15 protein-coding genes are annotated in these 20,468 nt (G+C 62.0%); 11 read left to right on the forward strand and 4 right to left on the reverse strand.

What is annotated here, in order from left to right:
- Positions 1-456: 456 nt before the first annotated feature.
- From cysD to FJ543_RS28040, 4 genes are read left to right on the forward strand one after another with little or no spacing between them, the layout of a single operon-like run.
- A complete protein-coding gene (gene cysD / locus FJ543_RS28025) occupies positions 457-1,362 on the forward strand; it encodes a sulfate adenylyltransferase subunit CysD (RefSeq protein ID WP_015318702.1) in 906 nt (301 codons plus the stop codon).
- 2 nt (positions 1,363-1,364) lie between these two features.
- Positions 1,365-3,302: a sulfate adenylyltransferase subunit CysN gene (gene cysN, locus FJ543_RS28030; RefSeq protein ID WP_181174101.1), complete on the forward strand. Its 1,938-nt coding sequence runs from the start codon at positions 1,365-1,367 to the stop codon at positions 3,300-3,302.
- Between the two features lie 10 nt (positions 3,303-3,312).
- Positions 3,313-4,116 carry a 3'(2'),5'-bisphosphate nucleotidase CysQ gene (cysQ, locus tag FJ543_RS28035; protein WP_181174106.1) on the forward strand — a complete coding sequence of 268 codons (804 nt, stop codon included), beginning with the start codon at positions 3,313-3,315 and terminating at the stop codon, positions 4,114-4,116.
- 55 nt (positions 4,117-4,171) lie between these two features.
- Positions 4,172-5,434 (forward strand): O-antigen ligase family protein, encoded by a 1,263-nt coding sequence (locus FJ543_RS28040; protein WP_140878452.1) that lies wholly within the window; start codon positions 4,172-4,174, stop codon positions 5,432-5,434.
- 74 nt (positions 5,435-5,508) lie between these two features.
- On the opposite strand, the gene FJ543_RS28045 is transcribed toward FJ543_RS28040, so the two are convergent.
- From FJ543_RS28045 to FJ543_RS28060, 4 genes are all read right to left on the reverse strand, one after another.
- Positions 5,509-6,651: a DegT/DnrJ/EryC1/StrS aminotransferase family protein gene (locus FJ543_RS28045; protein WP_140878454.1), complete on the reverse strand. Its 1,143-nt coding sequence runs from the start codon at positions 6,649-6,651 to the stop codon at positions 5,509-5,511.
- Positions 6,652-6,880: 229 nt separating this feature from the next.
- Positions 6,881-7,804 carry a carbohydrate kinase gene (locus tag FJ543_RS28050; RefSeq protein WP_140878456.1) on the reverse strand — a complete coding sequence of 308 codons (924 nt, stop codon included), beginning with the start codon at positions 7,802-7,804 and terminating at the stop codon, positions 6,881-6,883.
- Positions 7,801-8,247, reverse strand: coding sequence for an RbsD/FucU domain-containing protein (locus FJ543_RS28055; protein WP_015318696.1), 447 nt, complete (start codon positions 8,245-8,247; stop codon positions 7,801-7,803). The genes FJ543_RS28050 and FJ543_RS28055 overlap by 4 nt, the downstream gene beginning before the upstream one ends.
- 1 nt (position 8,248) lies before the next feature.
- Positions 8,249-9,475 (reverse strand): ROK family transcriptional regulator, encoded by a 1,227-nt coding sequence (locus tag FJ543_RS28060; protein WP_140878458.1) that lies wholly within the window; start codon positions 9,473-9,475, stop codon positions 8,249-8,251.
- A gap of 228 nt (positions 9,476-9,703) precedes the next feature.
- Between FJ543_RS28060 and FJ543_RS28065 the strand changes: the two genes are divergently transcribed.
- The 7 genes from FJ543_RS28065 (at position 9,704) to glgA (ending at position 20,466) form a co-directional block, all read left to right on the forward strand.
- Positions 9,704-10,720, forward strand: a complete 1,017-nt coding sequence (locus FJ543_RS28065) for a sugar ABC transporter substrate-binding protein (RefSeq protein WP_023771510.1) — start codon at positions 9,704-9,706, stop codon at positions 10,718-10,720.
- Positions 10,721-10,879: 159 nt separating this feature from the next.
- Positions 10,880-11,941: an ABC transporter permease gene (locus tag FJ543_RS28070; RefSeq protein WP_015318693.1), complete on the forward strand. Its 1,062-nt coding sequence runs from the start codon at positions 10,880-10,882 to the stop codon at positions 11,939-11,941.
- Positions 11,938-12,720, forward strand: a complete 783-nt coding sequence (locus FJ543_RS28075) for an ATP-binding cassette domain-containing protein (protein ID WP_015318692.1) — start codon at positions 11,938-11,940, stop codon at positions 12,718-12,720. The genes FJ543_RS28070 and FJ543_RS28075 overlap by 4 nt, the downstream gene beginning before the upstream one ends.
- A 133-nt stretch (positions 12,721-12,853) precedes the next feature.
- Positions 12,854-15,316, forward strand: coding sequence for a glycogen/starch/alpha-glucan phosphorylase (locus FJ543_RS28080; RefSeq protein WP_015318691.1), 2,463 nt, complete (start codon positions 12,854-12,856; stop codon positions 15,314-15,316).
- 71 nt (positions 15,317-15,387) lie between these two features.
- A complete protein-coding gene (glgB, locus tag FJ543_RS28085; RefSeq protein WP_140878460.1) occupies positions 15,388-17,601 on the forward strand; it encodes a 1,4-alpha-glucan branching protein GlgB in 2,214 nt (737 codons plus the stop codon).
- 51 nt (positions 17,602-17,652) lie between these two features.
- Positions 17,653-18,918 (forward strand): glucose-1-phosphate adenylyltransferase, encoded by a 1,266-nt coding sequence (glgC, locus tag FJ543_RS28090; protein ID WP_015318689.1) that lies wholly within the window; start codon positions 17,653-17,655, stop codon positions 18,916-18,918.
- Between the two features lie 102 nt (positions 18,919-19,020).
- Positions 19,021-20,466, forward strand: coding sequence for a glycogen synthase GlgA (glgA, locus tag FJ543_RS28095; protein WP_140878462.1), 1,446 nt, complete (start codon positions 19,021-19,023; stop codon positions 20,464-20,466).
- The last annotated feature ends 2 nt before the right edge of the window (positions 20,467-20,468 follow it).

Consider the following 20,468-nt stretch of genomic DNA (forward strand, 5'->3'; position numbering starts at 1 on the left):
TATTCTCGAGAAAATTTATGCGGCACATCGTGTTCGGTGAAACCCAACATGCTCACCTCGAAATTGCCCATTGATAATGCATCTTGCCCTTTCTAAGCGTATAGCGGCTGGGCCGCTGTTTCGATAGTACGCCGTGATCGATTGCCGCTGAAACCCCCGGTCGGCACCGGTTAACCCTGCAGCATCCCCAGCGATCTCGCAGGCAATATTTTTCCAGCCTTTTCCCGGCTGGAAGCTCTCCAAGCAGAAATTTCCGGGTTTTGGCGCAATCGTGGAAAATTCATTCCCGAACGAATGGCTGTCGGGCTCGTCTTGCATTGTTCTGGGCCGCGACGATCTGCTAGAACGCCCGCACGAAACACTTGTCCAGAAGCGAAGCTTTGAAACGGGCGCAAAAGGCTCGATGATTTGACGCAGGATCTTCTGTTGCAAGGCATGAGAGAACGCTCACGGTTCATGATACCAGCGCTTACGCATCTGCAGCGGCTTGAAGCCGAGTCCATTCACATATTCCGCGAGGTCGCGGCAGCCTTCACCAAGCCGGTCATGCTCTATTCCGTCGGCAAGGATTCGTCGGTGCTGATGCATCTGGCGATGAAGGCGTTCTATCCGGCCAAGCCGCCATTCCCGTTTCTTCACGTCGACACCACCTGGAAATTTCGCGAGATGATCGCATTTCGCGATCAGATGGCGAAGAAGCTGGGTTTCGATCTTCTGGTTCATGTCAACGAAGATGGCGTGCGCGACAACATCAATCCGTTCGATCACGGCTCGAACACCCACACTCATGTGATGAAAACCGTGGCGCTGCGCCAGGCGCTCGACAAATACGGCTTCGACGCTGCCTTTGGCGGCGCCCGTCGCGACGAGGAAAAGTCGCGCGCCAAGGAGCGCATCTTCTCTTTCCGCAACGCCCAGCATGTGTGGGATCCGAAGAACCAGCGGCCCGAAATGTGGAAGATCTTCAACACACGTATCGCGCAGGGTGAATCGATCCGCGTCTTCCCGCTGTCGAACTGGACCGAGCTCGACATCTGGCAGTACATTCTGCAGGAAAACATCCCGATCGTGCCGCTCTATTTCGCCAAGCGGCGGCCGGTTGTCGAACGCGATGGCATGCTGATCCTCAAGGATGATGATCGCATGAAGCTACTGCCCGGCGAGGTCGTGGAGGACAGGTTGGTGCGATTCCGTACGCTCGGCTGCTATCCGCTGACCGGCGCCATCGAATCCGACGCCGACACACTTGAAGCCATCGTTGGCGAGATGCTGACGGCACGCACCTCCGAACGGCAGGGTCGGTTGATCGACCGCGATGAAGCCGGTTCGATGGAAAAGAAGAAGCGCGAGGGGTACTTCTGACCATGCGCCACATCAGGGCAAAGAGCCTCGCTCCAACGGACGGCGTCCGCGATTATCTGGCCGCGCAGGAGAAGAAGTCGCTGCTGCGCTTCCTGACCTGCGGTTCGGTGGATGATGGCAAGTCGACGTTGATCGGACGCCTGCTCTCCGACACCAAGCAGATTTTCGAGGACCAGCTCGCCGCGCTCGAACGCGATTCGCGCAAGCACGGCACGACGGGCGACGACGTCGACTTCGCGCTGTTGGTCGACGGCCTCGAGGCGGAGCGCGAGCAAGGCATTACCATCGACGTCGCCTACCGCTTCTTTGCCACGCCGAAGCGCAAGTTCATCGTCGCCGACACGCCCGGCCACGAGCAATATACCCGCAACATGGCGACAGGCGCTTCGACCGCCGACCTGGCGATCGTGCTGATCGATGCCCGGCAGGGGGTGCTGCGCCAGACGCGGCGCCATTCGATCATCGCCTCGCTGCTCGGCATCCGCCACATCGTGCTGGCGGTCAACAAGATAGATCTCGTCGGTTTTGACCAGGCGGTCTTCAACAGGATCGTCGAGGACTACCGGCAGTTCTCACGCGATCTCGGCTTCCAGACCATCGCGCCGATCCCGATGTCGGCCCGCTACGGCGACAATGTCAGCGGCCGCTCCGAAAACACGCATTGGTATTCCGGCCCGACATTGATCGAGCATCTCGAAACCGTCTCCGTCGACGCAGCCACGGCCGAGCTGCCGTTCCGCTTTCCGGTTCAGTACGTCAATCGCCCCAATCTCGATTTTCGCGGTTTTGCCGGCACCATCGCGTCCGGTATGATTGCGCAAGGCGACGAGGTCGTGGTCGCCAAGTCGGGCAAGTCCTCGCATGTCAAACGCATCGTCGCCTATGGCGGCGATCTCAAACAGGCGGTGGCCGGCCAGGCCATCACGCTCGTTCTCGACGACGAGGTCGAGGTTTCCAGGGGCAACATGCTGGTTTCGCCGTCCGCACGGCCGCAGGTCGCCGACCAGTTCGCCGCCAACATCGTCTGGTTCGACGAGCATGCGCTGTTGCCGGGCCGTTCCTATATCCTGCGCACCGAGACCGATCAGACCAGCGCCACCGTCACCGACTTGAAGTACCGCATCAATGTCAACGACTTTGCGCATGAGGCGGCCAAGTCGCTTGAAATGAATGAAGTCGGTATCTGCAACATTTCGACCCGGGCGCCGATTGCCTTCGATCCGTTTGGCGAGAACCGGACCACTGGCGCCTTTATCCTGATCGATCGCATCAGCAACGCCACGGTTGGCGCAGGCATGATCGTGCACTCGCTGCGCCGCGCCGAAAACATCCATTGGCAATCGCTTGATGTCGGCAAGCGCGTGCGTGCCGACATGAAGAACCAGCGGCCCGCCGTGTTCTGGTTCACGGGGCTTTCGGGCTCCGGCAAGTCGACCATCGCCAACCTGTTCGAGAAGAAGCTTTTCGCCACTGGGCGTCATACCTACATTCTCGATGGCGACAATGTCCGCCACGGTCTCAACCGCGACCTTGGATTCACCGATGCCGATCGCGTCGAGAACATTCGCCGCGTCGCCGAAGTTGCCAAGCTGATGGCCGACGCCGGGCTGATCGTCATTGTCTCCTTCATTTCCCCGTTCAGCGCCGAGCGGCGGATGGCCAGGGAATTGATGGCCGATGGCGAGTTCATCGAGGTGTTTGTCGATACGCCTTTCGAGGAATGCGCCAGGCGTGATCCGAAGGGCCTCTATGCCCGCGCGCTGAATGGCGAGATCAAGAATTTCACCGGTGTCGATTCGCCTTACGAAGCACCGGAGAAACCGGAGATCCATCTGAAGACGCTCGGCAGATCGGCTGAAGAGATGGTAGATGCCTTGGAACACTGGCTGAACGAGCGTGACATTGCCGAAGACCAATATGACAATGGCGGCGGCATCTGACGACACGTCGATGCTTGAAATCTTCGAGCGGCTGGCGCTAGCCGCCGGGCGCGAGGTGATGCGCGTATTCCACGCCGGCTGCGCGGTCGACCGCAAGTCGGACGCCTCGCCGGTCACCGAGGCGGACCGGGAGAGCGAGAAGATCATTCTTGCAGGCCTGCGCGCCGCATTCCCCGATATTCCCTGCGTGGCCGAGGAGGAAGCGGCGGCCGGCATCATGCCGGGCGAACTTGGCGAGACCTTCTTCCTCATTGATCCGCTTGATGGCACCAAGGAATTCGTCAACCGGCGCACCGACTTCACCGTCAATATCGCGCTTGTCCGCCATGGTGTGCCGGAAGTCGGCGTTGTCTTCGCACCCTGCAGCGGCCGGTTTTTTTCCGGCCGGCCGGGCAGGGCGGAAGCCCTCGAAGTCGATAAGGACTACCGGATCGTTTCCCGCCGGCCGATTTCGGTGAGAATGGCCGCGACGCCGCTGGCCGTGGTTGCCAGCCGCTCGCACAACACGCCGGAAACCGAAGCCTATATTCGCGACCTTGGTGCCGCCGAGATCGTCTCGGTCGGTTCGTCACTGAAATTCTGCCTCCTCGCCAATGCCGAGGCGGATGTTTATCCGCGGTTCGGTCGCACCATGGAATGGGACACCGCTGCGGGTGACGCGGTGCTGCGTGCCGCCGGCGGCACGACGCGGACGCTGGACGGCAAGCCCTTGACCTATGGCAAGCGCAACCAGGCCGATGACGCGGACTTCGCCAATCCGCATTTCATCGCCAGCGGCGAGGCTGCAATCCAGGGACGTATCGGACGTAGGTGAAAAGCCCTCGTCGATGGCCTATCCTTTGTCGACGTCCCCTGAGTTCGGTAAGTGAATGTCCTTGTTTCAGAAATGCCATGCCGTCATTTTGGGCGGCTTTCCCGCATGGACCAGCAATCGTGATGAAATAGTCTTCAGGATGTTGCTGGGCCTCTACGCCCTCTCTCCCGCCCTTTTCGCCTTCGTCGAAATGTCCCCAACGGTCTTAACGCTTGTCGGGGCACTCATGGGCGCTCTCGCCCTTTTGACGAAGCGTGCGCGTTTTGGCAGAGGCACGACAGGCCTTGCAATTGCTCTCGCTCTCTTGTCAGGCTTTGTCCTTGCGAGCGCCCTGTGGTCGGTCGATGCGAGCCGCTCTCTCATGGCGGCGAGGGACGTGTTTGGCTACTCGATCGCCGCTATCCTGCTGTTTCAGGGCATCCTCGCGCTTGCGAGCGCTCAGCGCGAGCGGCTCGCGCGGGTGTCATTGGCCGGCATGTTGATCGGCGTCGTATCGGTGATGGGCTGGGAACTGTATTTTGCGTTTCTGACCGAAGATCCACGCTTTGTGGAGAACGTTTTCACCCTCCATAAGATCACGGTGTACGGAGCTTTTTTTGCCGTCATATTTCTTGCCCAGCCGAGGCTGGTCTGGAAAGGGCTTGCGGCTCTCTTTGCCGTTCTGACATTGCTCTACGGCCGATCGACCGGCGTCAATCTGGCGATTGTCCTCGTGGCGGTGATGTTTGTCATGCCCGCGAAATACCGCCAGCACGTTTTGGTTGGATTTTTCGCCGTCTATTTGTCTCTTGCCCTGATTGCCCCCTTCGTCGTCGCGCCGCTGTTCGCCTACCTCAAAACAACGGGATGGCTGGCTTTCTATCCAGGAACCTTCGCAGCGCGGCTTGATCTATGGCAGATGATTTCGCCCCGCATCGCGGACCAGCCGATCCTCGGCCATGGCGCCAATACGATCAGAAACGCGGCCGGGGTTGTCGTGAGTCCGACATATTATGCGCAGGCGGATCTCCCAAGCGCACATAATATCGTATTCGATTTGTGGTACGAACTGGGAGCGCTGGGCATCATCGTGTATGGGGTGCTCCTGGCGGCGATCATAAGAATGATCGGTGGTTTGAGCGGCCCCTGCCATTTCATAGCCAGCTCCTACCTGATCATAGCTGTCGTCGAACTCTCGGTCGACCATCGGATCTGGTTGTCATGGGTGCTGGGCATTTTGGTCTTCGCCGCGGGGATCTGCATAGTGCAGTGCCGTTCCATGACCCGATCGGGAATGGAAGACGGGACCACAAGACACGCGGCGGCCTTCTCAAAATAACGGGCGAAGCGCACGGCCTGCGCCGTCGTCGCTCTATGCCAAGGAAGTGTCGGTCGGGTGTCCGTGCCCAACGCCTATTCGGCCGCGGCCTGCGCCGAGTTCGAGCCGATATAATTGCGGATCGTTTCGATGATCCGGTCCTGGTCGGCCTCGCTGAGATAGGGGTGCATCGGCAGGCACAGGATGCGTTTCGGCAGGTCCTCCGAAACGGCAAGACCGGTCGGCGTGCGCGGGTAGTCGCGATAGGCGATCTGCTCATGCAGCGGCTTGACGTAGTAGATGACGGACGGAATGCCCTTTTCGCTCAAATGCGCTTTAAGCCCGTCGCGTTTCGGCGTTTCGATCGCATATTGCGCCCAGGCCGAGCGGCTGCCACCCAGGTTGCGGGCTGCGGTGACGATGTCACCAAGGCCTTCAGCGTAGCGTTGGGCCACCACCTGCCGCGCCACCATTTCTTCCTCGAGGATAGCGAGCTTCTCGAGCAGGATCGCCGCCTGCAGCGTGTCGAGCCGTGAATTGATGCCGACGCGGATGTTGTCGTACTGCGTCTCGCCCTTGCCATGGAAGGCGAAGGATCTGAGCGCGTCGGCCAGCGCGTCATCATTGGTGAACATCGCACCGCCGTCGCCATAGCAGCCGAGCGGCTTGGCCGGATAGAAGCTGGTCGAGCCGACATGGCCGAACGCGCCGCACATCCTGCCTTCGAGCGAGCCCCCCATGGACTGGGCTGCGTCCTCGATCACCAATAAGCCTTCGCGATTGGCAATAGTCATGAGCGCCTCATAGTCGGCGGCAAGACCGAACAGGTCGACGGGGATGATCGCCTTAGGCTTCAGTCGACCTTCCTTCTTGATGGCCGCGATCGCCGCCTCGAGGCTGGCGATGTCGATGTTGTAGGTTGTCGGATCGACATCGACGAAAACCGGCTCGGCCTTGGCCAGCGCCACCACTTCCGCCGTGGCGGCGAAGGTGAAGCTCGGCACGAACACCGCGTCACCCGGGCCGATGCCGGCGGCGAACAGCGGCAAAAGCAGTGCGTCGGTGCCGTTGGCGCAGGCAATCACATGCTTGACGCCGACATAGGCGGCGAGCTTCTTCTCGAATTCGGCGACCTGCGGGCCAAGGATGTAGCGGCCATCCTCGACCACGTGGTCGATCGCGGCTTTCAGCCGGTCGCGGATTCGTTCGCGCTGCGCGCCAAGATCGATGAATTGCATGTCGGCCTCAATACCTGCCAATAACCGGCCCGCTGGTACCAGACTTGGCGCGGCTGAAAAAGCCGGCTGCGGATCGGGGACTTGGTGCAAGTGTCGCAGCCCGTTACCACGTTTTGCCGGTATATTGTCCCACAAAGCCGGGAATCCGGGCTTGGCGGTGCAATTCAGCCCATTCTTATCGAGGTTTTCCGGCGCCTGGAAACATAAAGTGATCGCGCTGGAGAGCCGATCAGCCGATCTCGTGCCGCCACGGGGGATTGGCGCCGGCTCGTGATACCGTCACTGCCGCCGCCTTGGCGCCGAGCGTCAATGCTTTGCGGATGGCGTCTTCGGACAGGCTGGAGATGGCCGCCTTCGTCAACAGGCCTTGCTCATGCAGGGAGGCAAGGATGCCGGCGTTGAACGTGTCTCCGGCGCCGACGGTGTCCACCACCTTCACTGCCTCCGGCATGACGGTGACACGATGCTGTTTGCTGTAGCCAACGGCACCCTCGCTGCCATGCGTGACGACGATCAGCTTCGGGCCGCGGTCGAGCCAATTGCGCACGACATCCTCGTGCGAGCCGGCTTCGCCGAACCAGTGGAGGTCTTCGTCCGACAGTTTGACGATGTCGGCCATCGCCATCATCTCCCGGATGCGCCTGAGGTGCTTGGCCTTGTCGGGAATGAAGTTCGGCCGGATGTTGGGATCGAGCATCATCACGCGGGCCTCATGCTCGCGCTGCATGAATTCCTCATAGGCCGACCCAGCCGGCTCCGAGATCAGGCTGATGGCGCCGAACAGCATGGCCTCGATCTCGCTGCCGAGTTGCGGCAGGTCTTCGATGGTCAGCATGCGCCCGGCCGTGTTCTCGTCATAGAAGGTGTAGGTCGCCTGGCCATTGTTCAGCCGCACGAAGGCCAGGGTCGTCGGTCGGGGCGAGGTGTGCGCGTAGGTGGAACTGACCTTGCTCGCCCCCAACGCGTCCCTGAACTGACCGCCGAACAGGTCCGACGACAGGCCCGAGAAAAAGCCGGCCGGCGCGCCCAAGCGGCCGAGCGCGATCGCTGTGTTGAAGACAGCGCCGCCGACATAGGGGGCAAAAGCCGGCTCATTCTCCGTAGTGGTGCGCGGCAGCATGTCGATCAGGGCTTCGCCGCAGCAGAGGATCATGGCTTCTCGGTCTCCGGCGGATAGATCACGCCCTTGCGGATGATGATATTGGCGTAAAGCCGCGGCTCGCTTGTCGCGACGATGGCATGCGCCGATTTGACCCGTGCATAGAAGTCGGCGCCGGCCAGTGCAACCACCTTGCGGCCAGGCGCGCGTTTGGCGCAGATCGCCTCCATTTCACGATGGACGGGGTCGGCAAGCGACGGATCGCCTTTCACCGAGGCGCGAAACAGCGCCTCCGGCACGACATCGTCGACCGGAAGCAGCGTCAGTATCGCGTCGAGTACGGGCATGAGGGCGTGGCCATCGGTCCTGATGAGGCGCCTTGCCTGCTCCTGTGCCGGATAGTTCCCGTCGACCACGGCAATCTCGTCACCATGGCCCATGGCGCGCAACGTCGCCAGAAGCTCCGGACCAAGCAGCGCCGGAATCCCGATCAGCATTTCACGCGCCCCTGGAGATCGTCGTCGAACCGATCAGGAAGCGTTCGGAAAGCGGCAGGCTGGCGCCGCCGAGCGCCCGGGCATGGATACCCACGCTTCCCTCGCGGACGGCCGGAAGTTTCAGCCCTTCGCCGTCGATCGCGCCGATTGCCGTCACGACCGCCTCGACCAGCCTCTGGCGCACGGCCTTCGGCATCCAGCCGTCGATCACCGCGGCTTCGAAATCGATGACCGAGGACGCTGCCACGATGGCGTAAGCGAGCGCCTGCGAGGCGCTGGCGATCCACTCGTCCAGCGCGGCGCCGATCTCCCCCCAATCCTCGGGTGAGGTCCACAGATAAGAGGCCTCGACGCCACGCGCGTTGAGTGTTTTTTCGAGCATGGCGATCGAGGCCACGTCGATCAGCTGGGTCGGTTTTCCATCCAGCCCCGGCACAGGCATGGAGCCGAGCGCGCCGGCATTGCCCGTCGGCCCGCCAAACAGCCGGCCGTTGAGCACGATGCCGCCGCCGGCAAAGGCGCCGATATAGAAATAGACGAAATCCCGCGCCGCGCCTGTCTGGCCGAAGACCAGTTCGGCGCCGCAGGCGGAGGTGGCATCGTTCTGCAGATAAACCGGAAAATCGCATTGCGCCTGGATGTCGGTCCTGATGTCACGATGGCGCCATTCGTCCATCACGTCGCGCGGCGCGCCGGCGGTGTCGGCCCAGTTCCAGAGCTCGAACGGCATGGCGATGCCAAGTCCGGCGATGCGCTTGTCCTGTGCCGGCGTCAGCTCGCCGCGCATCGTCTTCATGCCTGACGTGACGAACTCGACCGTCTCGCGTGGGGCAGGGTAGCGGTAGGAATGCTGCAGCATCGCGCGCACCTGTCCGAGGAAATCGATCAGCACGAGTTCGGCGCTGCGGCGGCCGATCTTGAGGCCGATGAAGAAGGCGCCTTCGGGGTTGAGTGCCATGGGGATCGAGGGCTGGCCGATCTTGCCGCGCAACGGCGCCTGGCGCACGAGCAGGCTTTCTTCCTCCAGTTCGCGCATGATGACCGAGACCGTCTGCGCCGAAAGTCCGGTCATCCGGGCAATGTCAGACTTCGCCAGACTGCCGTGCTGGCGCACCAGCGAAAGCACCAGGCGCTCGTTGTGGTCGCGCATGCCACTCTGGTTGGTGCCGCGGTGAATGAGGCTCTCGTTCGCTTCGGGCGAACCATGCCTCGCAGTGGCCGTCTCCACCCTGTTCCTCCCGTCGTTTCCCCACAATGCTTTTGGGTCAGAATGAGTGAACGACGCAAGGGTGTCAATAATAAATAAGAGTGATTTAATTATTGACAGATGCGCTGGCGTGGTGTTCCTTGAGGGAGCATCCGCGCTGGGAGAAGTCGCTGGATGCCGTGCGGGTGCCGGTTGGCCGGCATTCGAAAAATGTTCCACTGGGAGGAAATCGTGACCAATACAAAATTGTTGAAGTCCACCGTTTTCGCGGCGGCCGCGCTGGGTCTGATGGCGTTCGCTTCGTCTGCGTCCGCGGCCGGCGTCGGCGCCTGCCTGATCACCAAGACCGACACCAATCCGTTCTTCGTCAAGATGAAGGAGGGCGCGACCGCCAAGGCCAAGGAACTTGGTGTCGATCTCAAGACCTATGCGGGCAAGATCGACGGTGACAGCGAGAGCCAGGTGGCGGCGATCGAAAGCTGCATCGCCGACGGCGCCAAGGGCATTTTGATCACCGCGTCCGACACCAAGGGCATCGTGCCGACGGTGAAGAAGGCGCGCGATGCGGGCCTGCTGGTGATTGCGCTGGACACGCCGCTCGATCCGATCGACGCCGCCGACGCGACCTTCGCCACCGACAATCTGGAGGCCGGCAAGCTGATCGGCGCCTGGGCCGCCGCCACGCTCGGTGACAAGGCCAAGGACGCCAAGATCGGCTTCCTCGACCTGACACCCTCGCAGCCGACCGTGGACGTTCTGCGCGACCAGGGCTTCATGATGGGCTACGGCATCGACGTGAAGGACCCCAACAAGATCGGCGATGAGACCGATCCGCGCATCGTTGGCCATGATGTGACGAACGGTAACGAGGAAGGCGGCCGCAAGGCGATGGAAAACCTTCTGCAGAAGGACAACACCATCACCGTCATCCACACCATCAATGAGCCGGCCGCGGTCGGTGCCTACCAGGCGCTCAAGGCTGTCGGCCTCGAAAGCCAGGTGCTGATCGTCTCGGTCGACGGCGGTTGCCCCGGCGTGAAGTCGGTCGCCGAAGGCGTCATCGGCGCCACCTCGCAGCAATATCCGCTGCAGATGGCCGCACTTGGCATCGAGGCGATCGCCGCTTTCGCCAAGGACGGCACCAAGCCGAAGCCGACCGAGGGCAAGAACTTCTTCGACACCGGCGTCAACCTCGTCACCGACAAGCCGGCGACGGGCGTCAAGTCCATCGACACCAAGGAAGGCCTCGCCAAGTGCTGGGGCTGATACTGGCCTGACCGGCAACGGAACCGATGCGACCGGGGGGACTTGATCCCCGGTCGCATCGGGTGGACGATGCATCACTGTAAACGCGAATAATCCCGGCGACAGACCGGAAGGCGTGGACGGCGTCAGCGTGTGGCTGAAGCCCTACGGGGAGGAAACATGGCTCAAGCTCAGGAATTCGAGAAGGTTCTCTCGGCTAGCGATACAAGTGTAGCCGCTTTTGACGAGCACAAATCAGCCGTCAAGCGCATCCAGCATTTTCTGCATTCGACGCCGGCGGCGGTGCCGCTGATCGTGCTGCTACTGTCAATCGTCATCTTCGGCATCACGATCGGGGGGCGGTTCTTCTCGTCCTACACGCTGACGCTGATCCTGCAGCAGATCGCCATCGTCGGCATTCTCGGGGCCGCGCAGACACTGGTCATCCTGACCGCCGGCATCGACCTGTCGATCGGGGTAATCATGGTGATTTCGGCCGTGATCATGGGCAATTGCGCGGTCAGCTACGGCATGCCGAGTGTGCTCGCCGTGGCGATCGGGCTTGCCGCCGGTGCGGCTTGCGGGCTGCTGAACGGGCTGCTGGTCGCCTATATGAAGCTGCCACCCTTCATCGTGACGCTTGGCACCTGGAACATCGTCATGGCCACGAACTTCATCTATTCGGCCAATGAGACGATCCGCGACACCGACGTCGACAACCAGGCACCGCTGCTGCACCTGTTTGCCCTGAGCTTCAAGGTAGGCACGGCGGTGCTGACGCTCGGCGTCATCGCCACGGTCGTGCTCGTGCTGGTTCTTTGGTACGTGCTCAACCACACCGCATGGGGTCGTCATGTCTACGCTGTCGGCGACGACCAGGAGGCGGCGAAGCTGTCGGGTATCCAGACAAAGAAGGTGCTGATGACGGTCTACACCCTTGCCGGGCTGATCGCCGCTTTCGCGGCCTGGGTCTCCATCGGCCGCAACGGCTCGATCTCGCCGTCCGCCGCTGTTACCGACTACAATCTGCAGGCGATCACCGCGACCGTGATCGGCGGTATTTCTCTCTTCGGCGGCCGCGGCTCCATCCTCGGCACGCTGTTCGGCGCGATGATCGTCGGCGTCGTCTCGATGGGCCTCAACATGCTCGGCGCCGATCCGCAATGGAAAGTGCTGCTTACCGGCGTGCTGATCATCGGCGCCGTCGCCATCGACCAATGGATCAGAAAGGTTTCGGCATGACCCAGGAACCCATCCTCACAGCACGTGGACTGGTCAAGCGCTATGGCCGCGTCACCGCTCTCGACAATGCCGATTTCGACCTTTACCCCGGCGAAATCCTTGCCGTCATCGGCGACAACGGTGCCGGCAAGTCGTCGCTCATCAAGGCGATTTCCGGCGCGGCCGTGCCGGACGAAGGCGAAATCCGGCTCGAAGGCAAACCCGTCTCCTTCAAGTCGCCCATGGAAGCCCGTGAAGCCGGCATCGAAACCGTCTACCAGAACCTGGCCTTGTCGCCGGCGCTTTCGATTGCCGACAATATGTTCCTTGGCCGCGAGATCCGCAAACCCGGCTTCGTCGGCCAGTGGCTTCGCATGCTGGACCGTCCGGCAATGGAAAAGCGTGCCCGCGACAAGCTCACCGAACTAGGCTTGATGACCATCCAGAACATCAGCCAGGCGGTGGAGACCCTGTCGGGCGGCCAACGCCAGGGCGTTGCGGTGGCCCGCGCCGCCGCCTTCGGGTCGAAGATGGTCATCATGGACGAGCCGACGGCGGCGCTCGGCGTCAAGGAGAGCCGCCGCGTGCTTGAACTGATCCTCGACGTGAAGAAGCGCGGCCTGCCGATCGTGCTCATCTCGCACAACATGCCACACGTCTTCGAGGTGGCGGACCGTATCCACATCCACCGTCTGGGCCGTCGACTGTGCGTCATCGACCCCAAGCAATATACGATGTCCGACGCCGTTGCCTTCATGACCGGGGCAAAAACACCCCCGGAGGCGGCATTGGCGGCCTGACTGCCAACTTGCCGCAGGGTAAGTAGATGACGGCGTTCTCTAAATCGATTGAAAAGATGTTGCAATGCACTAGGGTGGGCTGGGAGAAACGGTGAAAGCCGGTATGATCAGGCCAAACCGAACGAGAGGCGATATGACATCCGCCATGACGATCGAAGCCCCCGCTCTCGACAATCCCGATCCCAAGACGCTTGCTGAAGAAGTCTTGATGTCGCTCAAGTACCGGGTCGGCAAGGACACCACCGTCGCGACCCAGTACGACTGGCTGACCGCCACGATCAAGGTCGTGCGCGACCGCGTCGTCGACCATTGGATGCAGGCGACCAAGGAAGCCTACGACCAACAGGAAAAGCGCGTTTATTACCTGTCGCTCGAATTCCTGATTGGGCGTCTGATGCGCGACGCCTTTTCCAACCTCGGCCTGATGGAGAACATGCGTGAGGCGCTGTCGTCGCTCGGCGTCGATCTCGACCTGATCGCCGCGCTGGAACCGGACGCGGCCCTCGGCAATGGCGGCCTTGGCCGGCTCGCCGCCTGCTTCATGGAAAGCATGGCCACCGTCGACATCCCCGCGCATGGCTACGGCATCCGCTATGCCAACGGCATGTTCCGCCAGGAAATCCACGATGGCTGGCAGGTCGAGTTGCCCGAGACCTGGCTTGACCACGGCAACCCCTGGGAATTCGAGCGGCGCGAGCGCTCCTTCGAAGTCGGTTTCGGTGGTTCGGTCGAATCGATCACCTCGAAGGACGGCCGCCTCGAACGCCATGTCTGGAAGCCGAGGGAGCATGTGCTTGCGGTCGCCTATGACACGCCCGTGGCTGGCTGGCGGGCCAAGCGCGTCAACACGCTGCGCCTTTGGTCCGGCATGCCGATCGACCCGATCCGCCTCGACAAGTTCAACGCCGGCGACCACATCGGGGCGCTGGCCGAAAGCAACAAGGCCGATGCACTGTCGCGGGTGCTCTATCCAGCCGATTCCCACATGGCCGGCCAGGAACTCAGACTTCGCCAGGAATACTTCTTCTCCACCGCTTCGCTGCAGGACATCCTGCAGCGCCATCTCAGCCAATATGGCGATCTCAAGTCTCTGCCCGACAAGGCGGCGATCCACCTCAACGACACCCATCCGGCGATCGCCGTGCCCGAGCTGATGCGGCTCTTGATGGATGTCCATGGCATGGATTTCGATCTCGCCTGGGATGTCACCAAGCGCACCTTCGGCTACACCAACCACACGCTATTGCCAGAGGCACTGGAAAGCTGGCCCGTGCCGCTGTTCGAGAGGCTTTTGCCCCGCCACATGCAGATCGTCTACGCCATCAACGCGCAGGTGCTGCTCGAAGCCCGCGCCACCGATCAGTTCTCGGACGAGCAGATCAGCCGTATCTCGCTTATCCAGGAGAATGGCGACCGCAGGGTGCGCATGGGCAATTTGGCCTTTGTCGGCTCGCATTCGATCAATGGCGTGTCGGCGCTGCACACCGAGTTGATGAAGGAGACGGTCTTCGCCGACCTCCACAAACTTTATCCCGATCGCATCAACAACAAGACCAACGGCATCACGCCGCGGCGCTGGCTCATCCAGTGCAATCCAGGCCTCACCGCGCTTGCCCGCGAGGCGATCGGCGACCGCTTCATGGATGACATCGAAGCGATCAAAGGGCTTGATCCCTTAGCCGACGACACCGCCTTTCGCGAAAAATTCGCCGCCGTGAAACGCCAGAACAAGGTGAGGCTTGCCAATCTGGTCGCCGATCGCCTTGGCATCAAGCTCGACCCTTCGGCGCTCTTCGACATTCAGGTCAAGCGTATCCACGAATACAAGCGCCAGCTGCTCAACATCCTCGAAGCGATCGCGCTCTATGACCAGATCCGTTCGCATCCCGAACGCGACTGGATGCCACGCGTGAAATTCTTCGGCGGCAAGGCCGCGCCCAGCTACCATAACGCCAAGCTGATCATCAAACTGGCCAACGACGTCGCCAGGGTGATCAACAGCGACCCTTCGGTGCGCGGCCTGCTGAAGGTCGTGTTCGTGCCGAACTACAATGTCAGCCTGGCCGAGGTGCTGATGCCAGCCGCCGATCTTTCCGAGCAGATCTCGACCGCCGGCATGGAAGCCTCCGGCACGGGCAACATGAAGTTCGCGCTGAACGGCGCGCTGACCATCGGCACGCTCGACGGCGCCAATGTCGAGATCAAGGAGCATGTCGGCGACGACAATATCTTCATCTTCGGCCTCACCACCGAAGAAGTCGCCGAGCGGCGCAACAATGGCTACAATCCGCGCGGCGTCATCGAGGCATCGCCCGAACTGGCGCAGGCGGTTGCGGCCGTTTCATCGGGCGTCTTCTCGCCCGATGATCCCAATCGCTACCGCGACCTCATCAATGGCCTCTATGACAGCGACTGGTTCATGGTCGCGGCGGATTTCGACGCCTATGCCGCTTGTCAGCGCGAGGTGGACGCTGTCTGGCGCAACAGCCCGGACTGGTACGCGCGCGCCATCCGCAACGTCGCGCGCGTCGGCTGGTTCTCCTCCGATCGCACGATCCGTCAATATGCGAAAGAAATCTGGAACGTACCCGTCTGATATGATTGCATAAGGCCACGAACGATGGCCGCAAAAACAAACACTTGGTGCCCGGGGAGGGCGACCGCCTGATGAGGAAGCCGCGCGCGACCGCTGCGACAAGCGGGCCGGACGGACTGGCGCCAGCCAGCGATGTCGAGGCGATTGTCGCCGGTACGCACGGCAATCCCTTTGCGGTTCTCGGTGTCCAGGAGACCGGCAAGAGCCTGTTCGCACGCTGCTTCGTTCCGCACGCGGAGTCGGTTACGGCCTACACCCTGACCGGCGTCGAGGTCGGCGAATTGACCAGGCGCGACGAGGCCGGTTTCTTCGAAGGCAAGCTGTCGATCAAGAAGCGCCAGCCGCTGCGCTACCACGCCCGCAATGCCGGCGGCGACTGGTGGCTGACCGACCCCTATTCGTTCGGTCCGGTACTCGGTCCGATGGACGATTACTACATCGCCGAGGGTTCGCACCTCAGGCTGTTCGACAAGCTCGGCGCGCATGTCATCGAGCACGAAGGCGCGTCCGGCGTGCATTTCGCTGTATGGGCCCCAAATGCCAGGCGCGTTTCGGTGGTCGGTGACTTCAACGACTGGGACGGCCGCCAGCATACGATGCGCGACCGTCGCGACACCGGCATCTGGGAGCTGTTCATTCCCGATATCGGTGCCGGCCGGCCCTATAAATATGAAATCATCGGTCCCGATGGCGTGAGGTTGCCGCTGAAGGCCGATCCGTTCGCCTTCAAATCAGAGCTGCGCCCGGCAACCGCCTCGGTGACCGCGATGCCGCCGGCGCATGCATGGGGTGACGAGGCGCATCGCAATTTCTGGCGCAACGCCGACCCTCGCCGCGAGGCCATCTCGATCTACGAGGTCCACGCCGGGTCCTGGCAGCTTGGCGATGACGGCTCCTTCCTGTCATGGGATGAACTGGCCGACCGGCTGATCCCCTATGTAATCGAGACCGGTTTCACCCATATTGAATTCCTGCCGATCTCCGAGCATCCCTATGATCCCTCCTGGGGTTACCAGACAACCGGCCTCTACGCGCCATCGGCCCGCTTCGGCGATCCGGACGGCTTTGCCCGCTTTGTCGACGGCGCCCACCGTGCCGGCGTCGGCGTCATCCTCGACTGGGTGCCGGCGCATTTTCCTGTCGACGAGCACGGTCTGGTCCATTTCGACGGCACCGCGCTCTACGAGCATGCCGACCCGCGCAAGGGCTTCCATCCGGACTGGAACACCGCGATCTACAATTTCGGCCGCCGCGAGGTGGTGTCGTTCCTGGTCAACAACGCGCTGTTCTGGGCCGAAAAATACCATGTCGACGGTCTTCGCGTCGACGCGGTCGCCTCGATGCTCTACCTCGACTATTCGCGCAAGGCCGGCGAGTGGATCCCCAATGAGAAGGGTGGGCGCGAAAACCTCGAGGCGGTCAGCTTCCTGCAGAAGATGAACAAGGAGGTGTACGGCCACCATCCGGGCGTCATGACCATCGCCGAGGAATCGACGTCATGGCCAAAGGTCTCGGCGCCTGTCCATGAAGGCGGGCTGGGCTTCGGCTTCAAATGGAACATGGGCTTCATGCACGACACGCTGGAGTATTTTTCCAAGGAGCCGATTTTCCGCAAGCATCACCACAACGAGCTGACCTTCGGCCTGACCTACGCCTTCTCGGAGAATTTCGTGCTGCCGCTCTCGCATGACGAGGTCGTGCACGGCAAAGGCACGCTGCTGGGCAAGATGGCCGGCGACGACTGGCAGAAATTCGCGACCTTGCGTGCCTATTACGGCTTCATGTGGGGTTATCCCGGCAAGAAGCTGCTGTTCATGGGCCAGGAATTCGCGCAGCGCCGCGAATGGAGCGAAGCGCGCGCGCTTGATTGGGACCTGCTCGATTTCCGCCCGCATCGCGGGGTCTGGCAGACGGTGCGCGACCTCAACTATCTCTATCGTTCACGCCCGGCCCTGCATGGCCGCGACTGCGAGCCGGAAGGGTTTTCCTGGCTGATCGTCGACGACAGCCAGAATTCGGTTTTCGCCTGGGTGCGCAGCGCTCCCGGCGGCGATCCGGTCGCCGTCATCTCCAATTTCACACCGGTGCCGCGCGACAATTATCGTGTGCCGCTGCCGAAGGCCGGCAAGTGGCGCGAGATCATCAACACCGACGCTTCCGAATATGGCGGTTCCGGCATGGGCAATGGCGGCATGGTCGAGGCAAGGGCGGAGGGCAAGGGCATCTCGGCAACGATGCTCCTGCCTCCGCTGTCGACGATCATGCTTGAACTCGCTGCCGACTGAACTCGTTAAGGCTGGTTAGCGCATCGATACGAGTAACTTGGGAGGGTATAAATGGCAGACTTGAAGAGAACGCAGCCGCTGGCCCGCGACGCCATGGCCTACGTGTTGGCCGGCGGGCGCGGCAGCCGCCTCAAGGAACTGACCGACCGGCGCGCCAAGCCCGCGGTCTATTTCGGCGGCAAGACACGCATTATCGATTTCGCGCTCTCCAATGCGCTCAACTCCGGCATCCGCCGCCTCGGCGTCGCCACCCAATACAAGGCGCATTCGCTGATCCGCCACCTGCAGCGCGGCTGGAACTTCCTGCGGCCCGAACGAAACGAGAGTTTTGACATCCTGCCGGCCAGCCAGCGTGTGTCGGAAACGCAGTGGTATGAGGGCACGGCGGACGCCGTCTACCAGAACATCGATATCATCGAGGCCTATGGCCCGGAATACATGGTAATCCTGGCCGGCGATCACATCTACAAGATGGACTACGAGATGATGCTGCGCCAGCATGTCGATGCCGGCGCCGATGTCACGGTCGGCTGCCTCGAAGTGCCGCGCATGGAGGCGACCGGCTTCGGCGTCATGCATGTCGATGCCAAGGACAACATCATCGCCTTCGTCGAAAAACCCGCTGACCCGCCCGGCATTCCGGGTAACCCGGAATTCGCCTTGGCCTCGATGGGCATCTACGTCTTCAAGACCAAGTTCCTGATGGAGCAACTGCGCCGCGATGCCGCCGAGCCGGGCTCCAGCCGCGACTTCGGCAAGGACATCATCCCCTATATCGTCACGCACGGTAAGGCGATCGCGCACCGCTTCACCAAGTCCTGCGTGCGTTCGACCGCCGAGAACGAGGCCTACTGGCGCGATGTCGGGACGGTCGACGCGTATTGGGAGGCCAACATCGACCTGACCGACGTGACGCCGGAACTCGACCTCTACGACCGCGATTGGCCGATCTGGACCTATGCCGAACTGAAGCCGCCGGCAAAGTTCGTGCATGACGAGGACGGCAGGCGCGGTTCCGCCATTTCGTCACTGGTGTCGGGCGATTGCATCGTCTCGGGCGCTTCGCTGAAGAAAAGCCTGATCTTCACCGGCGCGCGCATTAATTCCTATTCGACGCTGGAAGAGGTTGTCATGCTGCCCGACGTTCATGTCGGCCGGAACGCAAAGTTGAAGCGCGTCGTCATCGACCACGGCGTAAGGATACCCGAAGGGCTGGTGGTCGGCGAGGATCCCGTCCTCGACGCCAAGCGCTTCCGGGTTTCGGAAAAGGGTATCTGCCTGATCACACAGGACATGATCAACAAGTTGTCAACCTGAACAGGTGATCAACAAGCTGTCACTTTAGGGTGTTTTGTGCATGTCGTGGTCCAAACCGCACACGGTTTGGGCGGCATGGATGGGAAGCGGATCGTTAAGCGCATGCAGGTTCTGTCGGTCACTCCCGAAATCTTCCCGCTGATCAAGACCGGCGGGCTTGCCGACGTGACCGGGGCGCTGCCCATCGCGCTCGCGGCCAAGGGCGTGGCCATGCGTACGCTCGTTCCGGGCTTTCCTGTGGTGATGAGCGCCTTCAAGAAAAAGAAGGCCGTCTATCAGTATCCCTTGCTGCAAGGCGGCAAGGCCGCGGTCCATGCTGTCCAAGTCGCCGGGCTCGATTTGTTCGTGCTCGACGCGCCGCATCTGTTCGACCGCCCCGGCGGCCCCTATGGCAACGCCTCGGGCGCGGACTGGCCGGACAATTGGCGGCGCTTCGCGGCGCTGAGCCAGGCCGGCGGCGATATCGCCGGGGGCGCCATCTCGGGCTACCTCCCCGACATCGTCCATGCCCATGACTGGCAGTCGGCGATGACGCTGGCCTATATGCGCTATGGCAAGGCGGTCGGCACCCCATCCATGATGACCGTCCACAATCTCGCCTTCCAGGGCCAGTTCGGGGCCGGTATCTTCGGCGAGCTCGGCCTGCCTGCCGCGGCGATGGCGCTTGACGGCGTCGAATATTATGGCGGTGTCGGCTTCCTTAAGGCTGGCCTGCAGGCCGCCTGGGCGATCACCACGGTGAGCCCGACCTATGCGCAGGAGATACGTTCGCCGGAATTCGGCATGGGCCTCGACGGCCTTATCAACATGCGTTCCAGCGATCTCCATGGCATCGTCAACGGCATCGACACCGCCATCTGGGATCCGGCAACCGACAAGCATCTGGTATCTACCTATACGGCCGAAACGTTGAAGGCCCGCGCGCCGAACAGGGCCGCGGTCGAGGACCGTTTCGGCCTCGACCGCGACGGCAGTCCGATTGTCTGCGTCGTCAGCCGCCTGACCTGGCAGAAGGGCATGGACATATTGGCGACGGTGGTCGACGGCATCGTCGCGACAGGCGCAAGGCTGGCCATCCTCGGCTCGGGCGACGCCGGCCTCGAAGGCGCGCTGCTGGCCGCGGCCGCACGCCATCGTGGCCGCATCGGCGTGGTCGTCGGCTATGACGAGGGACTGTCGCACACCATGCAGGGCGGCTGCGACGCCATCGTCATCCCGTCGCGCTTCGAGCCTTGCGGGCTGACGCAGCTTTACGGCCTGCGCTATGGCTGCGTGCCGGTCGTCGCCCGCACCGGCGGCCTGGCGGACACCATCATCGATGCCAATGAAGCAGCGTTTGCCGCCGGCGTGGCGACCGGCTTCCAGTTTGCCCCCAACAATGGCGGCGCGCTGCTGCACGCGATCCGACGCCTGGCCGACGCCCACGCCAGTCCCGCAATCTTCGAAACCATCCAGCGCCAGGGCATGAAGACCGATGTGTCGTGGGATCGAAGCGCCGAAAAATACGTCGAACTCTATCGCCTGCTGCTTTCGAAAAGGGTTGCCTGAAG

Source organism: Mesorhizobium sp. B2-5-7 (genome assembly GCF_006440875.1).
Taxonomy (GTDB): domain Bacteria; phylum Pseudomonadota; class Alphaproteobacteria; order Rhizobiales; family Rhizobiaceae; genus Mesorhizobium; species Mesorhizobium australicum.

What these genes read in the sequence shown, in the direction of transcription:
- cysQ (WP_181174106.1), top strand. Translation starts at nt 3,313, where the DNA reads ATGCTTGAAATCTTCGAGCGGCTGGCGCTAGCCGCCGGGCGCGAGGTG.
- glgB (WP_140878460.1), top strand. Translation starts at nt 15,388, where the DNA reads ATGAGGAAGCCGCGCGCGACCGCTGCGACAAGCGGGCCGGACGGACTG.
- FJ543_RS28080 (WP_015318691.1), top strand. Translation starts at nt 12,854, where the DNA reads ATGACATCCGCCATGACGATCGAAGCCCCCGCTCTCGACAATCCCGAT.
- cysD (WP_015318702.1), top strand. Translation starts at nt 457, where the DNA reads ATGATACCAGCGCTTACGCATCTGCAGCGGCTTGAAGCCGAGTCCATT.
- FJ543_RS28050 (WP_140878456.1), bottom strand. Translation starts at nt 7,804, where the DNA reads ATGATCCTCTGCTGCGGCGAAGCCCTGATCGACATGCTGCCGCGCACC.
- FJ543_RS28045 (WP_140878454.1), bottom strand. Translation starts at nt 6,651, where the DNA reads ATGCAATTCATCGATCTTGGCGCGCAGCGCGAACGAATCCGCGACCGG.
- glgC (WP_015318689.1), top strand. Translation starts at nt 17,653, where the DNA reads ATGGCAGACTTGAAGAGAACGCAGCCGCTGGCCCGCGACGCCATGGCC.
- FJ543_RS28070 (WP_015318693.1), top strand. Translation starts at nt 10,880, where the DNA reads ATGGCTCAAGCTCAGGAATTCGAGAAGGTTCTCTCGGCTAGCGATACA.
- FJ543_RS28040 (WP_140878452.1), top strand. Translation starts at nt 4,172, where the DNA reads ATGTCCTTGTTTCAGAAATGCCATGCCGTCATTTTGGGCGGCTTTCCC.
- FJ543_RS28055 (WP_015318696.1), bottom strand. Translation starts at nt 8,247, where the DNA reads ATGCTGATCGGGATTCCGGCGCTGCTTGGTCCGGAGCTTCTGGCGACG.
- glgA (WP_140878462.1), top strand. Translation starts at nt 19,021, where the DNA reads ATGCAGGTTCTGTCGGTCACTCCCGAAATCTTCCCGCTGATCAAGACC.
- cysN (WP_181174101.1), top strand. Translation starts at nt 1,365, where the DNA reads ATGCGCCACATCAGGGCAAAGAGCCTCGCTCCAACGGACGGCGTCCGC.
- FJ543_RS28075 (WP_015318692.1), top strand. Translation starts at nt 11,938, where the DNA reads ATGACCCAGGAACCCATCCTCACAGCACGTGGACTGGTCAAGCGCTAT.